12 protein-coding genes are annotated in these 25,012 nt (G+C 63.7%); 6 read left to right on the plus strand and 6 right to left on the minus strand.

What is annotated here, in order from left to right; all coding sequences use genetic code 11:
* Window positions 1-44 precede the first annotated feature (44 nt).
* From ACGG9J_RS03035 to ACGG9J_RS03055, 5 genes are all read left to right on the plus strand, one after another.
* Complete coding sequence (locus ACGG9J_RS03035) at window positions 45-1,604, plus strand: serine/threonine-protein kinase (RefSeq protein WP_390133498.1); 1,560 nt, start codon at window positions 45-47, stop codon at window positions 1,602-1,604.
* 184 nt (window positions 1,605-1,788) lie between these two features.
* On the plus strand, window positions 1,789-7,218 hold the full coding sequence (locus tag ACGG9J_RS03040) for an Ig-like domain-containing protein (RefSeq protein WP_390133500.1): 5,430 nt from the start codon (window positions 1,789-1,791) through the stop codon (window positions 7,216-7,218).
* Between the two features lie 6 nt (window positions 7,219-7,224).
* Window positions 7,225-8,757, plus strand: coding sequence for an AAA family ATPase (locus tag ACGG9J_RS03045; protein WP_390133502.1), 1,533 nt, complete (start codon window positions 7,225-7,227; stop codon window positions 8,755-8,757).
* Window positions 8,754-10,007 carry a DUF58 domain-containing protein gene (locus ACGG9J_RS03050; RefSeq protein WP_390133503.1) on the plus strand — a complete coding sequence of 418 codons (1,254 nt, stop codon included), beginning with the start codon at window positions 8,754-8,756 and terminating at the stop codon, window positions 10,005-10,007. The genes ACGG9J_RS03045 and ACGG9J_RS03050 overlap by 4 nt, the downstream gene beginning before the upstream one ends.
* On the plus strand, window positions 10,004-12,415 hold the full coding sequence (locus ACGG9J_RS03055; RefSeq protein WP_390133505.1) for a transglutaminase-like domain-containing protein: 2,412 nt from the start codon (window positions 10,004-10,006) through the stop codon (window positions 12,413-12,415). The genes ACGG9J_RS03050 and ACGG9J_RS03055 overlap by 4 nt, the downstream gene beginning before the upstream one ends.
* Before the next feature lie 425 nt (window positions 12,416-12,840).
* Here ACGG9J_RS03055 and ACGG9J_RS03060 read toward each other — a convergent pair whose 3' ends face one another.
* The 4 genes from ACGG9J_RS03060 to ACGG9J_RS03075 all read right to left on the minus strand — a co-directional run bounded on the left by ACGG9J_RS03060 (window position 12,841) and on the right by ACGG9J_RS03075 (window position 22,524).
* Entirely contained in the window at window positions 12,841-17,001 is a 4,161-nt protein-coding gene (locus ACGG9J_RS03060) for a DNA-directed RNA polymerase subunit beta' (RefSeq protein ID WP_390133507.1), read from the minus strand.
* Between the two features lie 88 nt (window positions 17,002-17,089).
* Window positions 17,090-20,656 (minus strand): DNA-directed RNA polymerase subunit beta, encoded by a 3,567-nt coding sequence (gene rpoB / locus ACGG9J_RS03065; RefSeq protein ID WP_390133509.1) that lies wholly within the window; start codon window positions 20,654-20,656, stop codon window positions 17,090-17,092.
* Between the two features lie 194 nt (window positions 20,657-20,850).
* Window positions 20,851-21,519, minus strand: a complete 669-nt coding sequence (locus ACGG9J_RS03070) for a hypothetical protein (RefSeq protein WP_390133511.1) — start codon at window positions 21,517-21,519, stop codon at window positions 20,851-20,853.
* Window positions 21,520-21,549: 30 nt separating this feature from the next.
* Window positions 21,550-22,524: an HhH-GPD family protein gene (locus ACGG9J_RS03075; RefSeq protein ID WP_390135297.1), complete on the minus strand. Its 975-nt coding sequence runs from the start codon at window positions 22,522-22,524 to the stop codon at window positions 21,550-21,552.
* A 141-nt stretch (window positions 22,525-22,665) separates the two neighbouring features.
* Here ACGG9J_RS03075 and ACGG9J_RS03080 point away from each other — a divergent pair, with 141 nt between their 5' ends.
* Window positions 22,666-23,319: a tRNA (cytidine(34)-2'-O)-methyltransferase gene (locus ACGG9J_RS03080; RefSeq protein ID WP_390133513.1), complete on the plus strand. Its 654-nt coding sequence runs from the start codon at window positions 22,666-22,668 to the stop codon at window positions 23,317-23,319.
* A 15-nt stretch (window positions 23,320-23,334) separates the two neighbouring features.
* Here the strand turns inward: ACGG9J_RS03080 and ACGG9J_RS03085 are convergent, their stop codons facing one another.
* Window positions 23,335-24,699: a PFL family protein gene (locus tag ACGG9J_RS03085; protein WP_390133515.1), complete on the minus strand. Its 1,365-nt coding sequence runs from the start codon at window positions 24,697-24,699 to the stop codon at window positions 23,335-23,337.
* A 10-nt stretch (window positions 24,700-24,709) separates the two neighbouring features.
* Complete coding sequence (locus ACGG9J_RS03090) at window positions 24,710-24,982, minus strand: ACT domain-containing protein (protein WP_390133517.1); 273 nt, start codon at window positions 24,980-24,982, stop codon at window positions 24,710-24,712.
* Window positions 24,983-25,012: the final 30 nt, after the last annotated feature.

Genomic DNA, 25,012 nt, shown 5'->3' on the forward strand with positions numbered 1-25,012 from the left:
GTGGATAGCAGTTCTCAGGCAGAATCCTCGGGAGGTGATGTCTCTTGCAGCGGAATGGTTCCCAGATCCAGCGCCCGAGTGCGGTTCCAGCCATGGACCAGGCGCCGGCGCTGCCCGGACTGCGGCCCCTGCGGCCCCTGGACCTGGGAGGCACCGCCGCCGTCTATCTGTACGAGCAGGAGGGGCTCAACCGACCTGTCGCAGTCAAGGTGGCCATCCAAGGCAACATGGATCGGCAGACCCATCAGCTCTTTCTGCGGGAGGCCAAGACCCTGGCCAGGCTCTCGACCCACCCCTGCATCCTGAGCATCCACCAGGCCCTTGTCAGTGATGACGGGCGTGATTGCCTGGTGCTCGAATACGCTCCGGGCGGCAGCTGCAAGTCCATCATGCTCAGAGGGGGCATGGACCAGGAAGGAGTGCTGGATCTGGGGGTGCGCATGGCCTCGGCCCTCTGCTGCGCCCACGAACGGGGAATCCTGCACCGGGACGTCAAACCCAGCAACTTTCTGATCACCGACCAGGGCCTGTCTGTCCTTGCTGACTTCGGCATCTCTTCGAGCATCTATGGAGGCGAACGGACCGGCGGGCTATCCATACCCTGGGCAGCCCCGGAGGTCCTGGCAAACCGCTCGGGAGGTTCGGAGGCCAGCGATATCTACTCCCTAGGCGCCTCGCTCTTCGGCATGCTGGCTGGCCGCTCTCCCTACGAGTACGCCTACCGGGCCCGGGATGAGAATCACCTGGCCCAGCTGATCATGACAGCGGAAACTCCAGTTCTGCACATGGGCGAGGCCTCTCCTATGCTGGCCGCAGTTCTGGAGAAGGCCATGGCTCACGACCGGGACGACCGCTACTATTCAGCGCTGGAGTTCGGCCGCGCGCTTCAGGAGGTCCAGCAACGACTCTACGGTCATGCGACGCCCTTCATCGGCGAGGGAATCGACCCCTATCCGAAGGCCGATGCACGCTCGCATACCCAGAGCGGAACTACTGCAGGCTGGACGGAAAATAAGAAGTCCGGCCACCCCTGGACCGGGGCGCAGGCCGGTTCCGAATCACATCTGCGATCAGGCAGGAGAACGATAGATGACCCTAAACACAGTCAGGCCAGACGGCTTCGTATCGGTCGCCGCCATCTGATTCTTCCGGTTCTGACTCTTGCCGCAGTCCTGGTCCTAGTCCTGGTCTGGGTCCTGACTGTCGGCCTGCCGAACGCTTCCAAAGGAGGCTCACAGCCGATTTCAGGTTCCTCCCAGACTCAATCCCAACAGGCTAAGTCCTCTCCGGACCCGACGGGTTCGAGCGACTCCAAGGAAATGCAGGAGGGCCCTGTTCCCTCACCCACACAGGGTCAGGGCCGCTACCAGGGCGCCACAGCAGTTTTCACCTGGGCCAATCCCGACCCTAAACCGGGAGACACCTATGTTTGGCATCCCCTGGACCAGGACGGGACCGGAGACCGTGGCCAAAGCGTTCAGACCCAACAGCCGACTGCTCGCATCGACGATCCACAGGGTGGCCAGACCTGCATTAGCGTAACCCTGGTGCGGGCCGACCGGAGCATGTCACAGGAACCGACCATCATCTGCGCCGTTCAATGAGCCGCGGTAGGCGTAATCCACATTCGACCACCCCGACTTTCACAGACCGCCAAGACCTTGTAAACCAGCTAAAATCAGACGTCAGAGAGGGCATTGACGGCGGTTCGGGACCAGTGGAGAGACAAATGCATACGTCAGGCCTCCTGGCGTGCGCGGCAGGATCAGGAAAGGAACCCAAGGGATTATGAACTTGCAGGGACGATTCCTGCGGATGCGTCGCGCCGGGCTGCGTCTGCGGCATGCGCTGGCCGTCCGCGCCAAGAACCCTGCCGCCATCCTGGCTATCACGCTGATGGCGCTGGTCCTGCTTGTTCTGGGCGCCCTGTTCATTCATGGAGTGGACCGCCGTGCCGTTCAGGTGGACGACGGCAGCATCTGGATCACCTCCCGGAACGAACGCAAGATCGCCCGGTTCAAGCCCGACATCGGTGAGGCGGACGTGGCACTGTCGACGGGCACCGACCACTTCGACCTGGCCCAGAGCGGATACGCGGTCATCCTGGGCCGTGAGGGAGGCATGGCTCCCATAGCGGCCTCCACTGCTACCCTGGGGGACACCACCCGGTCGGATGCCAGAATCCAACGGATGGTCAACGGACCCACTTTAGCCCTCTTCCAGGCTCGGACTGGCAGGATCTGGGTGGGTCAGGCCGCATCGCCAGGAGATCTGGACACGCAGCGCCGAGACCCTGCGCTGACCTTAGGCGCCGGAGCCGCCGTCGCTGTGGATGCCTCCGGAGCCGTCTATGCCTACCGACCCTCGGACGGGGTCGTACTCAGGATCGATGGACCTGACTCCCGGGCCCATCGTGAGCTGGGCTCCCTGACGGATCATGCCCCCGTCCGGGCTACTGCGCTCAGCGTCATCGACGGAAGACCCATCCTCCTGGCAGGCGATCGGCTTTACTGGCCCCAGGGATCCATTCGGATACCGCACCGGGGAGACCTGCAACTCCAGTCCACTCCAGTGGATATGGACCACCAGGGACCCTGGGTGGGCCTGACCGATCAGGAAAGCGTCCACCTGGTTGAACTGGATCACCCCAAGAATCCGATTCAGACCGTACGCACCGGCGGCAGCGGCCAACCCGCACAGCCGGTCTCCTCGGGCGGATGCCTCTGGACGGCTTGGGCCTCATCAGGACGGAACTTCATGCGACTGTGCGCAACAGGGAAAGCTGTGCCACAGGTCCGGTCACAGCGGCCGCATCCCACCACTCTGGAGGCCATCAGCCCCACCTCGGACCTGGTCTTCCGGGCCAACCACCGGAGGGTCATCCTCAACGACGTGCTGACTGGCGACGTCTGGAACCCGCGATCCTCCACCAAGGTGATCCGACCGCAGTGGCAGACCATGGAGATCAAGCACGCGGACAGCAACGATCAGCGCCAGGATTCAGCCGACAATCGCCAGCGTTTCGCGGCCACCTGTCGATCAGGATCCCAGCCCATCCAGGCCGAGGACGACAGCCTTGGCATTCGGGCCGGATCCAGGGCCCTGCTGGACCCCTTGCGCAACGATCGCCAGACCGATTGCTCGGTTCTACGAATCGAGGACGCGCGCAGCTCGCAGGGTAATCTGCGCCTGACTCCGGTTATGAACGGCCGCTATCTGCAAGTGGATGCCAGCGACGCGCCTGACGGCCGTGCCCGAATCAACTACTCCATCACCGACGGACGCGGACAGGTCTCCTCGGCTGGCATCGACCTCAACATCGCCCCAGCTGACATGGACCGAGGCGACCAGGCACCGGCCCAGAACGATACCCCTCCCGAATACGAGGTGGAACAGGGCGCCACGACCACCGTCAACGCCCTGGCCGGCTTCGAGGATCCCGAGGGGGATCCGTTGACACTGGTCGGCGCCGAATCAGTGAACTCCGATCGCATATCCCTGTCCACCAGGGCTGACGGACAGCTGACCATGAGCGCCGGGTCGGCCACCTCCGGTCGGCTGACCGTCAAAGTCACTGTTTCAGATGGACTCATGAGCGGTCAGGGACTCATCTATTTCACCATCAGACCCGTCAACACGCTGGCCCCACTGGTCGATCCGGTCATTCGCCAAGCCATTCCCGGCAGAGAGGTTACCGTGGATCTGAGCAGGAGCGTACATGCCAATGCCGCTCGCCCCCTTCGCCTGGTCCAGGTCGACAAGCCCGATGGAATACAGGTGAAGACCAACGATGAGAGCCTTTCCTTCACAGCCACCGCTGCCAACCCAGGCACCTATTATGTGCCCTACCGGGCGGCCCAAGGCGACCAAGAGGCCCAAGGACTAGTCAGGCTGGAAGCAGAACGAAGCCGAAGCGGATCCGCCCCGCCGGTTCCCGTCAACGACGTGGCCCTGCTGGGTGCCGACCAGACAGCCATCGTCGATCCGCTCGACAACGACTTGGATCCCATGGGCGGAGTACTGGCCCTGACCGATGTGCGCGTGGATCCGAATTCCGGCATCAAAGTGGGCATCGTGGACCACCGCCGGGTCTACCTGTCTGCCAGAAAAATCCCCGCAAGACCACTGAGCATTGCCTACACGGTCGCCAACGCCGATGGCAGCGCTCAGGGAACCATCATCCTGCAGCCTCCCTCCTTGGGCAGGGCGGCCTCGGCGCCCAAGGCCCCGAATCTGACGGTTGGAGTCCGCACGTCGGGCCTGGTCACGGTTTCGGTAATGGACAAGGTCACACACGCTGACGGGACCAGCGTCAGCCTGGACCAGCAGCTGACTACAGATCAGCGCACCTTTGCGGGACTGGCCTTCGTATCCGGGGACACGGTCAGATATCAGGCCAGCGAAAGCACCGGGGACTTCCCGGCCACATACACGGTCAGGGACGATCTGGGCAACGCGGCCTCTGGCATCATCACCTTCCGGGTGCATGCCTCTGACGCCTCGAACAAGCCCGCACCCACCCCCAAGGATCTGCATGCCCAGGTGGCTGCCGGGGCCAAGGTGCGCATCCCCGTCCCGCTGACCGGCATCGACCCGGACGGAGACTGCGACACCTTGTCCGGCTTAGGCAACCAAGTGCCCAAGCTGGGCAGGATCGTCAAAGCCGGAGCCGACTACCTGATCTATGAGGCTTATCCTGACTCGCATGGCACCGACGAGTTCACCTACGCCGTGGAGGACTGGGTAGGGCAGCGCGCCCAGGCGCGCATCCGCATCGGTGTCTTCCCTGGCTCATCAGTAACCGGGGTCTTCGTCCGGGATGACAAGGTCAGGCTGCGGCCTGGAACCGTGGCCGACGTGCCGGTGCTGCTCAACGATATCGCGGGGGACGACGACCCCCTGAGCCTGGACCCCCACCTGGAGCGCCAGGGCCTTGACCAGGCCAGCGTAGAGGAGAACATGATCCGGCTGACCGCCCCCTCACAGCCAGGCACCTCCTATCTGGTCTACAAGGCACGCAACCAGGCAGGACTGAGCGACCAGGCGACCCTGACCGTAGTCTCGGATCCCCAAGCCCCCATCCAGCCACCCATAGCGCAGGATTACCAGGTGGCCCCCGAGGATACGGTGGACAAGCGCAGCGTGGAAGTCAATCTGGCTGATTCTATAAGCAATCCTTCCGGCACCCTTGATGATCTGCGCCTTGGAATTCATCCTGGGGCCAAGACCCACGCCAGGACCGCAGGCGAAGCTGGCTCCACAAAGCTGGTCATCGATCTGACCGACCAGGCCAGAGCAGTGCCCTACACCGTGACCAATACTCGATACAAGATCACTTCAATGGCCTTTGTGAAAGTCCCCGCCTATGGGGTATTCCCCCCAGTACTGAGACCCCGTGCTCCGGCCCTCAAAGTGCGGGCTGGGCAAAGCATCACCATTGACATCGCCGATCAGGTCAGGGTGGGTGCAGGCAAGACCGCACGGATCGCCTCCCGCCAGTCCGTCTCGGCCACCAAGTCCGACGGATCCGACCCCTACGTGGACGAGCACACCCTGAGATTCACCGCTGCAAGGGATTATGCCGGTCCAGCCTCACTGACCTTTGCCGTCCGTGACGGGGATCCGGGCGGCCAGACCATCGTCAACGAGTCGGTGCTGACTCTGCCCATCACCGTGGTAGGCGGCAAAGCATCACCGCCAGTCCTCTCGGCACCGGTAATCGATCTGGTGGCAGGGGAACCAGCGCAGACCATCTCCCTGACCGCCATGACCCGCTGGCCACAAGGAAGCGATCCGGCCGAAAGCACTTTTTCCGCTGGCGACCCCCAAGGGCCGATCCAGGCCAGGCTGAGCTCCCGGGGCCAGCTGAACGTGGCCGCCGACAAGACCGCAACATCCGGCACCAAGGCCACCCTGCCGGTGACCATCACCAGTTCATCAGGCAATGTGCATACGGTCCTGGCCTTCCGCATTGTCGCCACCACCCGACCTCTGGCTTCAGTGCCCTCGCGTCAGGTGGGGCTCAAGGCCGGACAGAGCATGGAACTGAACCTGTTCGACGGTGCCCTCAATCCCTTCCCCGACACTCCGCTTCGCCTGCTCGGTCTGGTCAGCGACGACACCTCTCGGCTGACAGCCACCAACCTGGGCAACGGGCGGATCGCCATCAAAGCTGATCGCGACATCGGCGCCTCAACCAACACCATCCTGGCCACAGTCGAAGATGGCAGCCGGGATCCGGGACGCCGAGTCACCGCCACCATCACCGTGGGCATCATCGACCGCCCGCAGCCCCCCAGAATGCTGGCTGGCTCCGCTCAGGCAGGTGACGGAACGGTCCTCCTGGCCTGGGAGCCGGGTGCAGTCAACGGCAGTCCAGTGGACGAGTACCGGGTCACCTACACCTCAACTGCAGGCTCAGGACAACGCTCCTGCGGCAATGCCGTCACCTGCCGGATTGACGGGCTGGCCAACGGCCAGGATTACTCCTTTACTGTCCAAGCGCACAACCAAGTGGGCTGGTCCCCCGCTTCCTCACCGGCCGCAGCCAGACCGGACGCGCTTCCCGGAGGCGTGCAGGCGCTGACTGTGGACGGCGGCAGCAAGGAAACCCTGACCGTCACCTGGCGCCCGCCAGAGAATCATGGATCACCCATACAGGGCTATACGGTCCACGGCGAGGGTTCCGGCTGCGGTTCGCCACGATGGCGCGCGGCCACCGCTACCAAGGCAGTCTTCGACGTGGGTCATGACGAAGCAGGAGGCACCTGCACAGTGAGCGTGGCCCCAGCCAATATGGCGGGATCAGGCCCTGTGGCCTCAGCCTCTGGATCCACCTGGTCGCATCCAGATCCACCTGCATTCCAGACTCTGGAGTATCTGGGCAACGGCAAGGTCAAGCTGACGCTGAACCCCGGGGCCGAACATGGCCGACCCTGCGCAGACATCCAGGTGGACATCGAAGGTCTTGATCCCGACAAGGCCTCCTGGACCCTGCCCTGCAACCAACCGGAGGTGAGTGGAGTAATCACACTGCCCGCCGGGTCAGCCAAGCCGGGTGCAACACTGAACTTCCGGGCGGTTGCTCGCATCCATGGCGTGGGGCCCGAAGGCCATTCGCCCGCTGCTGCCAAGGAGCTGACCCTGCCCGTAGAGACCGACAAGCCAAGCAATAAGACCCTCTCCCCGTCGGGGGGTCCCCTCCGCAGACAAGGATGAATGACCATGGATGAACCAAACGCACAGGAACCCATCCGGCAGGACGGCACCATCCCTGATGACGCGACCAGACGGAATATCCCCATGACCGCGCGCGAGGCGAACAGTGAAGGCCGTAGGATCCCTGCTGACCGGCTGGATCTACTCAAGCGACAGCGCCAGGCCCTCATGGCCGGTCTGGGCCAGAAGGAATCTCTTTCGGCTGTGAGCGACGACCGGACACGGCCTGGCCGCATTGCCTCTGCTGCCAGACACAAAACCGCTCAGATGCCTAGGGCGGAATCCGCTCCGTCGGACAGCACCATGGTGGAAGACGGAACCATCCCCGGCCGCCAGCCGGCCCGTGACCTATTCGCCCGATCCTCATCAGCTCCTGCAAGTCCCGACAACGTCGATGCCACCGATCAGACTCGATACGTCCAGTTGGAGCGGACCCCGGCTCCCGCTCACGAAGTCAGGACCAACGAACGTCGTGATACAGAAAAAACCGGACAGGATCAACGGCCTGCCGCCAAACCAGTGGATCAGACATCAGGGGCCAGAAAGCAGAGACGATCAGATCAGGCCGGAGGCAGCAGCCAGCCCGCCGTGGATGTGTCGGCTTTCGCCAGCCTTTTCCGCTCTATCGTCGACAACGTGAGCCAGGCGGTGCTGGGCAAGGAAGAGACCATTACCCTGTGCGTCACCGCCCTGATCGCAGGAGGCCATGTGCTCCTGGAGGACAATCCGGGCACCGGCAAGACCCAGCTGTCACGCGCTCTGGCAGCCTCCATCGCCGTAGACTGCAAGCGGATCCAATTCACCCCTGACCTGTTGCCCTCCGACCTGCTCGGCGTGACCTTCTACGACCAGTCTCAAGGACGATTCTCCTTCCGACCCGGTCCAGTCTTCGCCTCCTTGGTCCTAGCCGACGAAATCAACCGGGCCTCTCCCAAGACCCAGTCGGCTCTGCTGGAGGTCATGGAGGAAGGCCAGGTGACCGTGGATGGCCGCACCTACCGCCTCCCGCGGCCATTCATGGTTATAGCCACACAGAATCCAATCGAGCAACTGGGCACCTATGCCCTCCCCGAGGCGCAGATGGACCGCTTTCTGATCCGCACCTCGCTGGGGGCACCAGGCCATGATGCGAGCATGCGCATTCTTGAGGAGGCTGACATCCGAGACAGGGCCGGACTGGTCGACCCGGTGGTCGATGCCGGCCATGTGGAAGCCATGGCCGCCTGCGCGTCCAAGGTCTTCTGCGATCCCTCCATCATGGAGTATGTCATTCACATCATCGAAGCCACGCGGCACAGCTCCGCAATCCAAGTCGGCTCCTCCATCAGAGGCGGACTGGCCCTTGTCCGTTGCGCCAGAATCCGGGCCTGCTCTCAGGGTCGCAGCTATGTGATTCCCGACGATGTCAAGGATCTGGTCGACCCCATTTTGGCCCACCGGCTTATTCTGACCGCCCAGAGCAGGCTGGCAGACATGGACGAGCATCAGGCGCTGGCCGAAGCCCTGGCCAAGGTCCCCGTCCCCTCTGGAGAGCAATGAGCATGACCGCCTTCTCTCGCCGACCTGCCCCGGAAGCAGGACCTGCAGCCTCGGCAGGCTCCAGACACAGCTTGCGAGCCATGGCCGCTGATCTATGGCAGTCGGTCACTGCTCTAGGCCGGTCCATGGCTCTGGCTGCGGTCCTGTGCGCTCTGGCTTTTGCCCCAACAGGCTGGCGTGAACTGCTGGCGGGCTCCCTGCTGGGCTTGGGTATGCTGCTGCTGGGGTTGCTGATGAGCTTGGGCAACTTGTCCTGTAGCGCTAAAACGAATCTCGACCAAGGCCGTCTGGAGGTAGGCGGTCAAGCCGAGCTGGTCCTGGCTCTGACCAACCCAGGCAGCCGTTCAACCCGTCGCGGTCGAATAGGCCTGACAATCGGTCGGGGAACTGCTGTGGCACCTTTGCCTGCTCTGGCTCCCGGCCAGAGCCACCAGATCCGCCTCAAACTTGAAGCAAGGTCCCGTGGCGTGATTGACCTGGGCCCGGTAACCATGGAGGCTGGGGATCCGCTGGGACTCATCCGCCGTCGCCGGATCCTGACCGATGCCCGAAAACTCTATATCCATCCTCGCACAGTGGCCCTGCCGCCCCTTCAGGCTGGACTGGAACGCGATCTGGAGGGGGATCCTGGCCCTGGCATCGTCGACGACGATCTGGAATTTCACGCCCTGCGTCCTTATGCCCCGGGCGACGACATAAAGCGGGTCCACTGGCTGTCCACTGCCCGGGCCGGCACCCTGATGGTTCGCCAGTACGAGCCCACCCTGCGCACCAGAACCGAACTGATCCTGGACGGGCAGGCCGACTCCTACCGAAATGCGGATGAGTTCGAGCTGGCAGTTGAAATCTTCGCATCCCTGGGCTGCCGATGCCTGCTTGACGGCCGTCGTTTGCAAGCAATTGCACCGGAACCGGACGATCCCCATGCATATGGGACCGCCTTTCCCTCGGAGGATCCCCGAAGCTTCCTGGATGCCTGCAGCGCCATCAGCCCTCGCCAGGACAGCTATAGCAAGCCCGACCTGGGTGACGCTTCCAAGCGGACCAGTCTGGCCATCATGGTGAGCGGCTCGCAGGGCGACCGTCAAACCTCGGCACTAATATGCAGATCAGCCCAGAGCACATCACCGGTCATGCTGCTGGCAGCCGATCTGGATGCCCATCCAAGCGTACAGACTCAACCGGGCCTGGTCAGCGCTGTTCTGGGCAACCTGCGAGACCTTCCCCTCCTCTTGGAGAACCAGCCATGAGCACATCCGCATCATGGATGGACCAAGCTCAGGCGGAACCTATCCGCCTGATCAACCGGGCTGGCCTGCAGTCCAACATCGACCCGACCAAGCATCGCTCCCCCATCGTTCTGGTCATTGCACTGGCACCGCTCGATCTGCTGGCCGGACTGCAGCTGCTGCCGGTGTATGGCAGCTTGCCCTTCTGGCTGACAGTGGGGACCGCAGCCTGCCTGACCGGACTGCTGATAGCCATGCTTCCCCGCCGTGGGATTGCCACAGCCCTTCTTCAGCCTCTGCTGCTAATCGCAGCTCAGTTCCTGCTGGGCCCCATCTTTGCCCTGAATGGAACCACGCTAGCCCATATCCTGCCAACCTGGGCAACCCTGACACAAGGGTGGTCAGCAACATTCAGCGCTTTCAAGACCCTGGCAGCCATCGACCCGCCCCTGGGCCAGGAAGCCGGCGGGCTGATGGCCCTGTGGACACTGATGCTCTGGACCTGTTATTTGGCCGTGCTGCTGGCCCGCTATGGCCTGGGCCGCAACTTGGGACGGCCAACGCATCCCCTTGCCGTCGTGGCGTCCGCCCTGCCCATTCTGGCTACCATGGCTGTGTCGGCGGCCCTGGGCACCAGCAGAGGCATCTACCCGGCATTGACGGGCGGCATCCTCTGGCTGCTCCTGCTGATCTGGTCTGCTATCGGACTTGGGCTGCTGCGCCTGCAAGGAGCCGCATCCGCCCTCCTGACCCTGGCATTGGCAGCCGGGGTGATCTGCTCCGTTGGACTCCTGCCAGCCCCAACGCGGCTGGTCATTCGCGACCACTATCAACCGCCCATGGACCCTTACCAGTTCACCAGCCCCTTGAGTGATTACCGTGCCTATGTCAAACGCCACCGTGACGATACCCTGGTCACGGTCCATAACCTTCCCGCCGGTACACCGGTCCGCATGGCCGTCATGGACCGTTATGACGGCAAGGTCTGGAATCTGTCAGACTCCTCGGGGGCAGGAGCCGCCGACTACCGGCGCATCGGCGCCCAAATCCGCACAGAAGCACAGCAGGAAAAGGCCAAAGACGCCAAATCAGCCGGAAAGCCTTTTACAGCGACATTCCAGATTCGAGAGGGATTCAACCACGCCTGGCTGCCTTCCGCCGGACAGGTCGAAGGCATCGATCCGGTCCAGGGCCTGCAGCGGGAGGATCTCTACTTCAACAAAGCTACGGACACTGCCTTAACCGATCAGATCCTGCAGGCAGGATCCAGCTATACAGTGCACGGTCTGACCGAAGACAGACCCGAAACCCGCCGCATCGCCAACAGTGATCCGGGGCAAGCCCAGGTGCCTCCCTTGGCGGATGCCCCGGAGAGCCTGCCCAAGGCCGCTGCCTCCATGACCTCCATGCAGGTGCGCGGCGGCGCCAGGGCACTGGCCATCGAAGAACGGCTGCATCGTGAGGGATGGTTCTCCCACGGTTTGGCCGGAGACTACCCCTCGCCCTCTGGCCATGGTGACTATCGAATCAATCAGCTGATGCAGGGCCAGGCCATGGTGGGCGACAGCGAGCAATACGCCTCGGCCATGGCCCTCTTGGCCAGGCAGATGGGTCTGCCATCCCGAGTGGTCTTGGGATTCCTGCCCAAGAACCGTGACGGCTCCATCAGTCGGTCACGAACCAGGACCGAGTCTGATGGGAGTACCCGAATCGACTTCACCGGACGTGATGCTCAGGCCTGGGTGGAAGTCAATCTGAAGGGGATGGGATGGGTCCCCTTCTACCCCACGCCGCCAGAGACCAAGACCCCGGACAAGTCCCTGGACTCCACACCACCCGATCCACGCACCCTGGTCCGCCAGCCACCACCCCCGCTGGTCGATCCTCCACGCGACGACAGGACCACCCAGGGCAGGACTAGCGTCGGCGGGCAGGAAGCATCCCGGCAGTCTTCACCCTCTTTCTGGCAACGGTACGGACCCGTGATAGCCAAAGCGACGCTCTGGACCATGCCGTTCTGGCTGCCGGCTCTCATGATTCTGCTCCTGCTTGCCGTCAAGGCCTGGCTGCGCAGACAGGCCCGGTCGACCGGCGACGCAAAGACACGCATCCGTGCCGGCTGGCGGCAGATCGGCAACTTAGGCAGACAGACCGGCCTGCCCCTGGAGGGCACCCGAAGCGAGCAGGCGGCTCTGATCGCACGGACCCTTCTGACCGACCCACCAGGGTCCTCGTCGGCCGGACTGCGCCGGGAACTGGATCGGCTGCGCGACATGGCTGATCAGGCCTCTTTCGACCGAAACCCTTCAGATGAGCAGGAGGCCGAAGCCTGCTGGCAGCTGGTAGACAAGCTTCGATCCGCCATCCTGGCATCCCTGCCACGAACACGACGCTGGCGTGCCCTGCTCTCCCCCAGACACCTGCGCTGACCTACCCCACGGGCTGGACCTACATGGATGAACCCACCATGGCGTTTCCTTTCTCGCGCTGATAGTGACATCACAGCATAGTGGCATCACAGCGAAGCAAGCGTGTTCTGCGGTCGAGCTCTGAGAATCAAGAGGTTACCAAATGACTAAGGCAAGGCTCACACACAAAAGATATAGCCAACCAGCTTCAGCAGGGCCCATACGCGACGATATGGCCGACTGACGGCGCCATGGACCAAGAATATAGACACGATCACCTGACCACCGTCCATTGACAATCTGGGCCACGGGACAAACAAAACAAGGGCCTGTACGATTGCTGGGATCGTACAGGCCCTCATCTTTTATCACATATCCGGCAACCAAATCCGCAAGGCCGGGTCATCCGGCCCAAGCGGATCTGCGGCTATCAGTTGTTCAGACGCTCACTGGTTGGAGTGCTGGTCCTGCGAGGAGGAGAAGGTTGCGTCGCCGGACTGCTGCGGCGGCTGCTGGGCTGAGTCGCTGCCATCGGTGGCATCCGAAGATCCCGCGCCCGTGGCAGCCGTCTGATTGTCGGCATCAGCTGACGGGTCCTGCACGTTGGGGGTATCCAGATGGCTTTGGCCGCCCTGGTCGTTGAGAAAGTCGTCAGGGTTGAAGTCGTCGCCCAGCTTCAGGTCCCCGAAGTCGATGTTGGAGAAGTCCACATCGTTCAGGTCGGCGTCGCTCAGATCCACATCGCCGCCACCCAGGCCGAAGTTGGGGTAGATGGTGTCGCGGATGGCCTTGTCGGGCTCCACGGTGGCGTTGCGGTACCGGGCCAGGCCGGTGCCGGCCGGGATCAGCTTGCCGATGATCACGTTCTCCTTGAGGCCCTTCAGGTCGTCGACCTTCTGGTTCAGGGCGGCCTCGGTGAGCACGCGGGTCGTCTCCTGGAAGGAGGCGGCCGACAGCCAGGAGTCGGTGGCCAGGGAGGCCTTGGTGATGCCCATGAGCTCAGGACGTCCCGCGGCCGGCTTGCCACCGGCCTTGACGGCCTTCATGTTGGCGGCCTTGAACTTGGCCTGGTCGACCAGCTCGCCGGGCAGCAGGTCGGTGTCGCCCGAGTCGATGACCGTGACGCGGCGGAGCATCTGGTGGACGATGACCTCGATGTGCTTGTCGTGGATGTCCACGCCCTGGGAGCGGTAGACCGTGTGCACCTCGTTGACGATGTTCACCTGGGCGGCGCGCGGGCCGAGGATGCGCAGGATCTTCTTGGGATCCACGGAGCCCTCGATCAGCTGGGTGCCGGCCTCGACGTGCTGTCCGTCCTTGACCATCATGGGCGCACGGCGGGTGACCGGGTAGGTCAGCGCCTCCACAGAGGTGTCGTCGGGGGTCAGGGTCACCTGGCGACCGCGGTCGGTGTCCTCCACCTTGACGGTGCCAGGGAACTCCGCGATGGGAGCCTCGCCCTTGGGGGTACGGGCCTCGAAGAGCTCGGTGACACGGGGAAGACCCTGGGTGATGTCGGAGGCCGAAGCCACGCCGCCGGAGTGGAAGGAACGCAGCGTCAGCTGGGTGCCGGGCTCGCCGATGGACTGGGCGGCCACAATGCCCACGGCCTCGCCGACATCCACCAGCTTGTTGGTGGCCAGGGACCAGCCGTAGCACTTGGCGCACACCCCGCGGGTGGACTCGCAGGTCAGGACCGAACGGGCCTTGACCTCCTCCACGCCGTGGGCGACCATGTCGCGAAGCACGTCCATGGACAGGGCGTCACCGCGCTTGTAGAGCACGGTCTTGCCGTCCTTGGGGTCGATGACGTCCGCGGCCAGGAGCCTGGAGTAGGGTCCGCCGTCGGCGGCCTTGACCAGGACCAGGTTGCCCTGCTCGTCGCGTTCGGCCACCTTCATGGTCAGACCGCGCATGGTGCCGCAGTCCTCCTCGCGCACAATCACATCCTGGGAGACGTCGACCAGACGACGGGTCAGGTAGCCCGACTCGGCGGTGCGCAGTGCGGTGTCGGCCAGACCCTTGCGGGCGCCGTGCTGGGAGATGAAGTACTCCAGCACCGACAGGCCGTCGTGATAGTTGGACTTGACCGGTCGAGGGATGATCTCGCCCTTGGGATTGGCCACCAGGCCTCGCATACCGGCGATCTGGCGAATCTGCATCCAGTTGCCTCGCGCCCCGGACTGGACCATGATGTTCACGTTGTTGTCCGGAGTGAAATGCTCCTGCATGGCATCAGCTACCTTGTCGGTGCACTCGGTCCACAGGTTGATCAGCTCCTGACGGCGCTCCTCGTCGGTCAGCAGACCCATGTCGTACTGGGAGTTGACCTTGGCGGCCTGCCCCTGGTACTCGTTGACGATCTCGCTGCGCTCGGGCGGCACCACGATGTCGGAGAAGGCCATGGTCACGCCGGACCACTGGGCCCGGGTGAAGCCCAGATCCTTCAGGGCATCCAGGGTGGCCGCCACCTGGGCGGTCGAGTACCGAGTGGCGATGTCGTCCACGATGCCGGACAACTTGCCCTTGGGCACCTGCTCGTTGATGAAGGGGTAGTCCACAGGCAGCGTCCGGTTGAACAGGACCCGCCCGTAGTTGGTGGCGAAGAGCCTGGATCCGTCCTTGAAGACCTCCTCCTTGACCACGTCAGGGCTGCCTGGCTCGGGGTCGACGACCTCGAGGTCGCCGGGCTCCCAATCCTTGGGCATGACGAAGTCGGCGGGGACCCGCAGCAGGATCTTGGCCTGCATGTCGATCTCGCCCAGGTCCAGAGCCATGCGGGCCTCAGCCAGGCTGGAGAAGATCCTGCCCTGGCCCTTGGCGCCGGGCACCACGCTGGTCAGGTAGTACAGACCCAGAATCATGTCCTGGGAGGGCATGGTGACCGTGTGGCCATCGGCGGGCTTGAGGATGTTGTCAGAGGCCAGCATGAGCGAACGGGCCTCAGCCTGGGCCTCTGCCGACAGGGGCAGGTGGACTGCCATCTGGTCGCCGTCGAAGTCGGCGTTGAAGGCCGCGCAGGCCAGCGGGGGCAAGTGGATGGCCTTGCCCTCGACCAGGATGGGCTCAAAGGCCTGGATGCCCAGACGGTGCAGCGTAGGCGCACGGTTGAGCAGGACGGGATGCTCGGAGATGACCTCCTCCAGCACGCCCCAGACCTCGGGATCGCCGCGGTCGACCAGACGCTTGGCGCTCTTCATGTTCTGTGCGTAGTTGAGGTCCACCAGACGCTTGATGACGAAGGGCTTGAAGAGCTCCAGGGCCATGGGCTTGGGCAGGCCGCACTGGTGCATGCGCAGGGAGGGCCCGACCACGATCACGGAACGGCCCGAGTAGTCCACACGCTTGCCCAGCAGGTTCTGACGGAAGCGGCCCTGCTTGCCCTTGAGCATGTCTGCCAGGGACTTCAGGGGACGGTTGGAGGCTCCGGTGACGGGACGGCCACGGCGGCCGTTGTCGAAGAGGGAGTCCACAGCCTCCTGGAGCATGCGCTTCTCGTTGTTGAGCATGATCTCAGGGGCGCCCAGCTCGATCAGGCGCTTGAGCCTGTTGTTGCGGTTGATGACGCGCCGGTAGAGGTCGTTGAGGTCGGAGGTGGCGAAGCGGCCGCCGTCCAGCTGCACCATGGGGCGCAGGTCGGGCGGAATGACCGGGACGACGTCCAGGACCATGGCCTCGGGCTTGTTGCCGGTGTTCAGGAAGGCGGAGACCACCTTGAGCCGCTTCAGGGCACGGGCCTTGCGCTGGCCGGAGCCGGTGTCGATCTCGTGGCGGAGCTCCTTGGCGGCACCCTCCAGGTCGAAGTCCTGCAGGCGCTTCTTGATGGCCTCGGCGCCCATGCAGCCCTCGAAGTAGTCACCGTAGCGGTCCTGCATCTCCCGCCACAGATCCACGTCGCCCTCCATGTCGCCGGGCTTCAGGGTCTTGAAGCGGTCGAAGACGGCGGTGACCCTCTGGATCTGGTCGTCGTAGCGCTTGCGGATGGCGGTCATGTCCCGCTCAGCCCCGTTGCGCAGACGGGCCTTCATGGAACCCTTGACCTCGTCGGTCTTCTCCAGCTCGGCCAGGTCCTCCTCCAGCTTCTTGGCGCGCTTGTCGATCTCCAGGTCGCGCTTCTTCCCCAGCTGGGTGATCTCGTTGTCGAACTCGTCCTGCAGGTCGGGCAGATCCTTGTGGCGCTTGTCCTCATCCACCTTGGTGACCATGTAGGCCGCGAAGTAGATGACCTTCTCCAGGTCCTTGGGCGCGATGTCCAGCAGGTAGCCCAGCCGGGAGGGCACGCCCTTGAAGAACCAGATGTGGGTGACGGGGGCGGCCAGCTCGATGTGGCCCATACGCTCGCGGCGGACGCGGGAGCGGGTGACCTCCACGCCGCAGCGCTCGCAGACGATCCCCTTGAAGCGCACGCGCTTGTACTTGCCGCAGGCGCACTCCCAGTCGCGGGTGGGTCCGAAGATCTGCTCGCCGAACAGGCCGTCCTTCTCGGGCTTCAAGGTACGGTAGTTGATGGTCTCGGGCTTCTTGACCTCGCCATAGCTCCAGCCGCGGATGTCGTCGGCCGTGGCCAGTCCGATTCTCAGTTTGTCAAATGCATTGACGTCCAGCACTCTATGTCCTGTCTCTGATCTTGTAACTGCTCTGAAGTTTGCCTTTTAGCGGGATGCCCGCAGTGCGGGCATCCCTGTGACTGGTGGTTCAGCGGTACTCCGGCTCGGGAGCTGACTGGTCGGCCTTGGCGGCGGCGTCCGGGCGGGCGCCGATGTTGAAGCCCAGATCGTCGGAGGCGGCGTTGGGGTCGTCGTCCTCGTCCTTCATCTCGATCACGTTGCCTTCGGCGTTGAGCACCTCCACGTTCAAGGAGAGCGACTGCATCTCCTTGAGCAGCACCTTGAAGGATTCGGGAATGCCGGCCGCCGGCAGGTTCTCCCCGCGCACGATGGCTCCATAGGCCCGCACACGGCCGTCCACGTCGTCGGACTTGGTGGTCATCATCTCGTGCAGGGTGTAGGCGGCACCGTAGGCCTCCAGGGCCCAGACCTCCATCTCGCCAAAGCGCTGGCCGCCGAACTGGGCCTTGCCGCCCAGGGGCTGCTGGGTGATCATCGAGTAGGGGCCGGTGGAACGGGCGTGGATCTTGTCGTCCACCAGGTGGTGGAGCTTGAGCATGTACATGTAGCCCACGGAGATCGGCTTGGTGAAGGGTTCGCCGGTTCGGCCGTCGTAAAGCACAGCCTTGCCGTCGTCGCCCACCAGGCGCTCGCCGTCACGGTTGGGCAGGGTGGTCTTGAGCAGGCCGTTCAAGGCATCCTGCCGCACGCCGTCGAAGACCGGGGTGGCCACGGCGGTGCCGGGTTCAGCCTTCTCGGCTCCTGCCGGAATGTGCTTCTTCCACTCGGCCTCCAGGTCGGGGTCCAGGCTGATGTCCCAGCCGGAGTGGGCGATCCACCCCAGATGGAGTTCCAAGACCTGGCCCAGATTCATACGGGAGGGCACGCCCAGTGGATTGAGCATGATGTCGACGGGGGTGCCATCGGCCATGAAGGGCATATCCTCCTCGGGCAGGATCCTCGAGATGACGCCCTTGTTGCCGTGACGGCCGGAGAGCTTGTCGCCCTGGGTGATCTTGCGGTGCTGGGCGATGTAGACCCGGATCATCCGGTTGACGCCGTTGGGCAGCTCGTCGCCGTCCTCCTCGGCATCCTCGCGGGTGACCTCCTTGACCTCGATGACCGTGCCGGTCTCGCCGTGGGGAACCCTGAGGCTGGTGTCGCGAACCTCACGGCTCTTCTCGCCGAAGATGGCCCGCAGGAGCCGCTCCTCGGGGGTCAGCTCGGTCTCGCCCTTGGGGGTGACCTTGCCGACCAGAATGTCTCCAGCCTCGACCTCGGCGCCGATGCGGATGATGCCGCGCTCGTCCAAGTTGGCCACCGCATCCTCGCCCACGTTGGGCAGGTCCCGGGTGATCTCCTCGGCGCCCAGCTTGGTCTCGCGGGCGTCGGTCTCATACTCCTCGATGTGGATGGAGCTCAGGGTGTCGTCCTGGACCAGCCGCTGGGAGATGATGACGGCGTCCTCGTAGTTGTATCCGTTCCAAGGCATGAAGGCCACCAGGACATTCTTGCCCAGGGCCATCTCGCCCTTCTCGGTGGCGGGGCCGTCAGCCAGGACCGTACCGGCCTCGACCCGCTCCCCGTCCTTGATCAGGGGGACCTGGTTGTAGCAGGTGGTCTGGTTGGACCGCTGAAACTTGGCCAGCTTGTAGGAGGACTGGGTGCCGTCGTCATTCATGACGCGGATGATGTCGGCGGAGACGTAGGTGACCACGCCCGGCTTCTCAGCCAGGATGACATCGCCCGAGTCGATGGCGGAACGCCACTCGGAGCCAGTGCCCACCAAGGGACGCTCGGACTTGACCAGGGGGACGGCCTGACGCTGCATGTTGGTGCCCATCAGCGCTCGGTGGCCCTCGTCGTGCTCCAGGAATGGAATAAGGGAGGCGCCCACCGAAACCATCTGCCGGGGGGAGACATCCATCAGGTCCACCTGGGAGACGGGCACATCCTTGGCCTCGGCCTCGGCGTCACGCACCAGGGCTTCGTCCTCGACGAAGTGTCCGGTTTCGTCAATCTCCTGGTTGGCCTGGGCGATGGTGTGCTCGGACTCCTGGTCGGCGGTCATGTAGACCACGTCGTCAGTCACCTGGCCGTCCACGACCTTGCGGTAGGGGGTCTCGATGAAGCCGAAGGGGTTGACCCGGGCGAAGGTAGCCAGGGAGCCGATCAGACCGATGTTGGGGCCTTCAGGGGACTCGATGGGGCACATGCGTCCGTAGTGGGACGGGTGCACATCGCGCACCTCCATGGATGCACGGTCGCGGGACAGGCCGCCGGGGCCCAAGGCCGAAAGACGACGCTTGTTGGTCACGCCGGCCAGCGGGTTGTTCTGATCCATGAACTGGCTCAGCTGGGAGGTTCCGAAGAACTCCTTGATGGTGGCGTTGACCGGGCGGATGTTGATCAGGGACTGCGGGGTGATGGCTTCCGCGTCCTGGGTGGTCATCCTCTCGCGGACCACGCGCTCCATACGGCTCAGGCCGGTGCGCAGCTGGTTCTGGATCAGCTCGCCTACCTGGCGGATGCGGCGGTTGCCGAAGTGGTCGATGTCGTCCACGTCTACCCGCAGCTCGATATCCTGGCCGTCGCGGCGGCCGGGGAAGGTCTGCCCGCCGGCATGCAGGGTCACCAGGTACTTGAGTGTGGCGATGATGTCCTCGGGATGCAGGCTGCGGTCGTTGAAATCGGCCTCAAGTCCCAGCTTGCGGTTGATCTTGTAACGGCCGACCCGGGCTAGGTCATAGCGCTTGGTGTTGAAGTAGAAGGAGTCCAGCAGGTTGCGGCCAGCCTCGGGCGAGGCGGTGTCCGCAGGCCGGATCTTGCGGTAGAGGTCGGTCAGGGCCTCGTCCTGGGTCTCGATGGTCTCCTTCTCCAGGGCGTCCAGAACCAGCGGATAGCCCTTGAAGGCCTTGCGGATCTGCGGCTTGGTCATGCCGATGGCCATGAGGAAGACGATGGCGGACTGCTTGCGCTTGCGGTCCACACGCACGCCCAGCACATCGCGCTTGTCGATCTCGAACTCCAGCCAGGCGCCCCGGCTGGGGATGATCTTGGCTCCGAAGATCTCCTTGTCGGAGTTGCGGTCCTGGGTGCGGTCGAAGTAGACGCCTGGAGAGCGGACCAGCTGGGAGACGATGACGCGCTCCGAGCCGCCGATGATGAAGGTGCCGTGGGGGGTCTGCAGCGGGAAGTCGCCCATGAAGACGGTCTGCGACTTGATCTCGCCGGTGTCCCCGTTCTCGAACTCGGCGTTCACGTACAGGGGGGCGGAGTAGGTGTAGTCCTTCTCCTTGCATTCCTGGACCGTGTGCCGGGGCTCCTCGAAATAGGGATCCGAGAAGGTCAGGCTCATCGTCTGGGCAAAGTTTTCAATGGGAGAGATCTCCTGGAAGACCTCATCCAGGCCGGAGACGGGGGCCACGGTATGAGTCCCGTTGACCTGGTCCTCCTCGACCCGCTTCTTCCACCGGTCGTTGCCGACCAGCCAGTCGAAGCTGTCGGTCTGCACACCCAGGAGGTAGGGCACCTCGATGGGTTCGCGGATGGATCCGAAATTGACACGATCGGTGGCCTTGTGCAGTTTGATGTCGTGTTCGTCAGCGCGTGCCTGCGTGGTGGTGGTACTTCTTACAGCTTTATTGGCAGCCAAAATGGACGTTCCTTATCGCTCGCCGTACTCGATCATTCCTGTTACCCCAGGGAGATGCCGAATGGCCGCCATATGCCTATTCGCGGGCACCTCCTCGATGATGCATGCCCGCTATATGACACACCTCATGCAAAGACAAAACGATAGCAGACAAAAGCCCTGCATGCAATCGGCGTGTCGCCCCTGAAAAGCTGCTATTGAACCATGACCGGCACTGGCTGTGAGACCACATGCGAATCAGCCTTGAGCACCAACTTGGCCTGGTAGGAGCCTGCATTGACCCGAGGCAGGTTCTGGTCGGGCTGACAGCTGTCCTGGCTGCTGTCAGCATTCCAGGTAATGGTCTGTATGTCCTTGTCTCCAGTGGCCATGAGCAGGGTGCGGGCCCCCACCGGGCAGGCATCAGAGCGCCAGATGGTATCCTCGCCGCTGGTGATGACCAGCACCCGGCCGCCGTCGGAGCCGTCCACCAGACAGGACCCTGTTCCCTTGTGGCGGATGGTCGCCGTAAAGTCGATGGACCCGCCGACCCCAGTGCTGGGATTAGGTGCAGACAGTTCCAGAGCCAGATCTTCTTTGCCGCAGTCAGGGGCCCCAGAGGAACGCTTCTTGCCGGCATCCTTCTTCCGATCCTTGCTCTGCCTGTCCTTGTCTTTGTCCTGAGATTTAGTCTTTGCGGTCTGCTGGACGCTGGTCGAGGCTCCCTGGCGCCCGTCGCCTCCACGAAGGGCTCTGATGCCGGCCCCCACGCCCCAGACAAGGCCAACGCAGACCAGCAAAAAAAGCACCGCCAGCAGGGCAGCCGCAATCCTTCGGCGGCGGTACATCCGCCGCTTCTTCTCGCTCATGCGTCGCTTGGCCATACTTATCCAGTCTAGTCGCCAGGGAGGCCTTCACTTCGGCAGACGCAGAAGGCCATCCTTACCAATTTCCAGAAGACCGTCGTCATCCAGGGAGGCGATGCACCGATCAAGACGGATTTCGTCCGCACACAGGGGTTTCAGTTCCTTCCTTGGCAGGGGTGCGCCCGAAGCCTGCCGCAACGCCTGGAGGATGGATCCGCGGATTTGCCGATCGGTTCCCGCGAAGCGCTGCCGGGGTCTGGTCCTGCTTGCACCCAGACCGGGCAGCCCAGCCTTGAGAAAGCGGCAGTGGCCAGCCAGCGGGCAGATATCGCAGGCCGGTTTGCGGGCGACGCAGACTGTGGCGCCCAGCTCCATGACAGCCTGGTTCCATCGTGCCGAGGGCGGCTCCCGCCAAGCTTCCGACCGGACCTGCGGATCAGTCGATTCCAGGCGGCCACTATTCACCTGGGCACTGCTGTCCTCGGCACCGACATCCTCCGGCCCCTCGTCCTTGGGCAGGACCTGCCAGGCCAGCTGGCGCTCCTCTTGGCTGGCAGCGCCACCGGTGGATTCATGCCCCAGAAAGACTCTGGAGAGCACCCTGCGTACGTTGGTGTCGATGACGGCGATCCTCTGGCCGTAGGCAAAGCTCATGACAGCGCTGGCCGTGTAATCGCCGATGCCAGGCAGGGCCACCAGCTGGTCGTAATCCCGGGGCAGACGGTCTGCGTACTGGCCGGCCACCCGTCCTGCACATTCCTGCAGGCGCAGGGCTCGGCGCGGGTAGCCCAGCCTGCCCCAGGCCGTAATGACTTCAGCCTTAGGGGCGGCGGCCAGGGAGGCCGCATCCGGCCATGCCTTCATCCAGGCCGTCCAGTAGGGCACCACCCGGCTCATCTGGGTCTGCTGGCTCATGACCTCGGAAACCAGAACCCCCCAGGGCGTGGTTCGTCCAAAGCGCCAAGGCAGGTCGCGAGCGTAGCGGCTCCACCAATCGAACAGCCGCAGGCGGATGGGCTCCATCTGTGCCAAGGCCGTTTCCGCACTCTCCATGATCACACCGCCCTTCGCCATCCTAAACTGCCTCATTCAACCGCCGTATTCTGCCCGACGGTGCCGACCGGCACTGCCTCTCCTGTCGGTTGGCGACGATAGGTTGGCCTCATGAACAGGCAGGAGCAGGAGCAGCCCGGCGACCCGTCGAAGGCCGTCGAAAGCATGTACGAGTACGGATACCGCAAATCGAACTATGGTCCCGACGAGTTGGTCACCGATGCCCATGGCAACCCCATCTCCGTAGTGGATGCCATGATGAAGGCCGATCAGGCCAGCCGGGTGAAGACCTCCACACCCCACCTGTGCTACTACTCGCCGCGAATCCCCGGCAACACCGGCTCGGCCATCCGCCTGTGCGCCGTGACCGGCACCATCCTGCATCTGATAGAGCCATTGGGCTTCAACCTCAAGGACACCAAGCTGCGCCGGGCTGGCCTTGACTATCATGACATGGCCCACGTGGTTCTGCACCCGGACTTCGACGACCTGGTCCGCTCCATGCCCGACAGCCGGATCATCGCCTTCACCGCCCACGCCGACAAGCTCTACACCGATATCAGCTACCGGCCGGACGACATCCTCCTGTTCGGCCCCGAGCCGGGCGACATCCCCGACCCCATGGAGATCATGGCTGGCCCTCATGTGGCCGAACAGGTCAGGCTGCCCATGCGGCCCAGCCTGCGCAGCCTGAACCTGACCAACTGCGCATCCATTGCCATCTACGAGGCCTGGCGGCAATTGGGGTTCCAAGGCGGCCGCTGAACCCCGCGAGCGCGCTCAGTTCTTGAAGCTGTGGATGGGTGCTGGGATGTGTCCGCCACGATTGACGAATGCAGCACAGGATCGGGTATTGACGGGCACGACCGGGCCACCGCCCATGAGTCCGCCGAACTCGGCCGACTCGCCCACCTGCTTGCCGATGACGGGGATGACTCTGACTGCGGTGGTCTTCTGATTGATCATGCCGATGGCCGCCTCGTCGGCGATGAGGCCGGAGATGGACTCAGCAGAAGTATCCCCAGGGATGGGGATCATATCCAGGCCTACCGAGCAGACGCAGGTCATGGCCTCAAGCTTCTCCAGAGTCAGGCTCCCCTCTTGCGCAGCCTGGATCATGGCGGCATCCTCGGACACAGGGATGAAGGCCCCGGACAGCCCGCCCACCGAGCTGGAAGCCATGATGCCGCCCTTCTTGACCTGATCGTTGAGGATGGCAAGAGCAGCGGTAGTTCCCGGAGCGCCCACCTGCTCCAGACCCATGGTCTGCAGGACCTCCCCCACTGAGTCTCCGACCGCTGGGGTGGGAGCCAGGGACAGGTCGATGATCCCGAAAGGCACATCCAGGCGGCGGCTGGCCTCCTGGGCCACCAGCTGCCCCACGCGGGTGATCTTGAAGGCCGTCCGCTTGATGGTCTCGCAGAGTTGCCCGAAGTCCGCTCCCTTGGCCGACTCCAAGGCAGTCTTGACCACGCCGGGCCCGGAGACTCCCACATTGACGACGGCCGACCCTTGGCTGACTCCATGGAAGCCGCCGGCCATGAAGGGGTTGTCGTCCGGAGCGTTGCAGAAAACCACCAGCTTGGTACAACCAGAGCTGTCCGAGTCGGCGGTGCTCTCGGCAGTGGCCTTGACGACCCGGCCCATCAGGGCTACAGCATCCATATCAATGCCCGTTCTGGTGGAGCCCACGTTGACGCTGGCGCAGACACGTTCCGTCTGGCTCAGCGCTCTGGGCAGGGACTTGATCAGCAGCCGCTCCGCCGGAGTCATGCCCTTGCCGACCAGGGCCGAATAGCCGCCGATCAGGTTGACCCCGACCTCCTGAGCCGAGCGGTCCAGGGTCTTGGCCACAGCCACATAGTCTTCCACGGTGTGGCAGGCGCCGGCCGCGACCAGGGAGATGGGGGTGACGGTGATGCGCTTGTTGACGATGGGAATGCCGTACTCGCGGGCGATGGAGTCCCCTGTGGACACCAGGTCGCCGGCCAGCGAGACGATCCGGCGATGAATGTTCCGGCAGAGCATGTCCACATCCTGGCTGGCGCAGTCCAGCAGGCTGATGCCCATGGTGATGGTGCGCACGTCCAGGCGCTCCCGGTCGATCATGTTGTTGGTCTCCAGGACCTCGTCTCGTGTGATCATGGCCGCCTCCTCAGACCCGGTGCATCCTGGTGAAGATCTCCTCGCGCTGGCAACGTATGGAGACTCCGATGTCCTCTCCCAAAGATTCCATCCGCTTGCTCAGCGCATCGAAATCATCCCGGCAGGCAGTACAGTCCACGATCATCATCATGGTGAAGAAGCCATCCAGAATGGTCTGCGAAATATCCAGCACATTGATGCTCTGCTGGGAAAGATCCGTACAGACCTTGCCGATGATGCCAATGGCATCCTTGCCCACCACCGTGATGATTGCCTTGTCCATGACCGTCCTCCTCATCCACCTCGCCCTTGG

Origin of the sequence: Bifidobacterium apicola, from assembly GCF_042846865.1 — a bacterium.
Lineage (GTDB): Bacteria > Actinomycetota > Actinomycetes > Actinomycetales > Bifidobacteriaceae > Bombiscardovia > Bombiscardovia apicola.

Bases quoted from the DNA above. Each gene is read 5' to 3' on its own strand.
- ACGG9J_RS03040 (WP_390133500.1), top strand. From the start codon at position 1,789: ATGAACTTGCAGGGACGATTCCTGCGGATGCGTCGCGCCGGGCTGCGT.
- ACGG9J_RS03045 (WP_390133502.1), top strand. From the start codon at position 7,225: ATGGATGAACCAAACGCACAGGAACCCATCCGGCAGGACGGCACCATC.
- ACGG9J_RS03050 (WP_390133503.1), top strand. From the start codon at position 8,754: ATGAGCATGACCGCCTTCTCTCGCCGACCTGCCCCGGAAGCAGGACCT.
- ACGG9J_RS03055 (WP_390133505.1), top strand. From the start codon at position 10,004: ATGAGCACATCCGCATCATGGATGGACCAAGCTCAGGCGGAACCTATC.
- ACGG9J_RS03070 (WP_390133511.1), bottom strand. From the start codon at position 21,519: ATGGCCAAGCGACGCATGAGCGAGAAGAAGCGGCGGATGTACCGCCGC.
- ACGG9J_RS03075 (WP_390135297.1), bottom strand. From the start codon at position 22,524: ATGGAGCCCATCCGCCTGCGGCTGTTCGATTGGTGGAGCCGCTACGCT.
- ACGG9J_RS03080 (WP_390133513.1), top strand. From the start codon at position 22,666: ATGAACAGGCAGGAGCAGGAGCAGCCCGGCGACCCGTCGAAGGCCGTC.
- ACGG9J_RS03085 (WP_390133515.1), bottom strand. From the start codon at position 24,699: ATGATCACACGAGACGAGGTCCTGGAGACCAACAACATGATCGACCGG.
- ACGG9J_RS03090 (WP_390133517.1), bottom strand. From the start codon at position 24,982: ATGGACAAGGCAATCATCACGGTGGTGGGCAAGGATGCCATTGGCATC.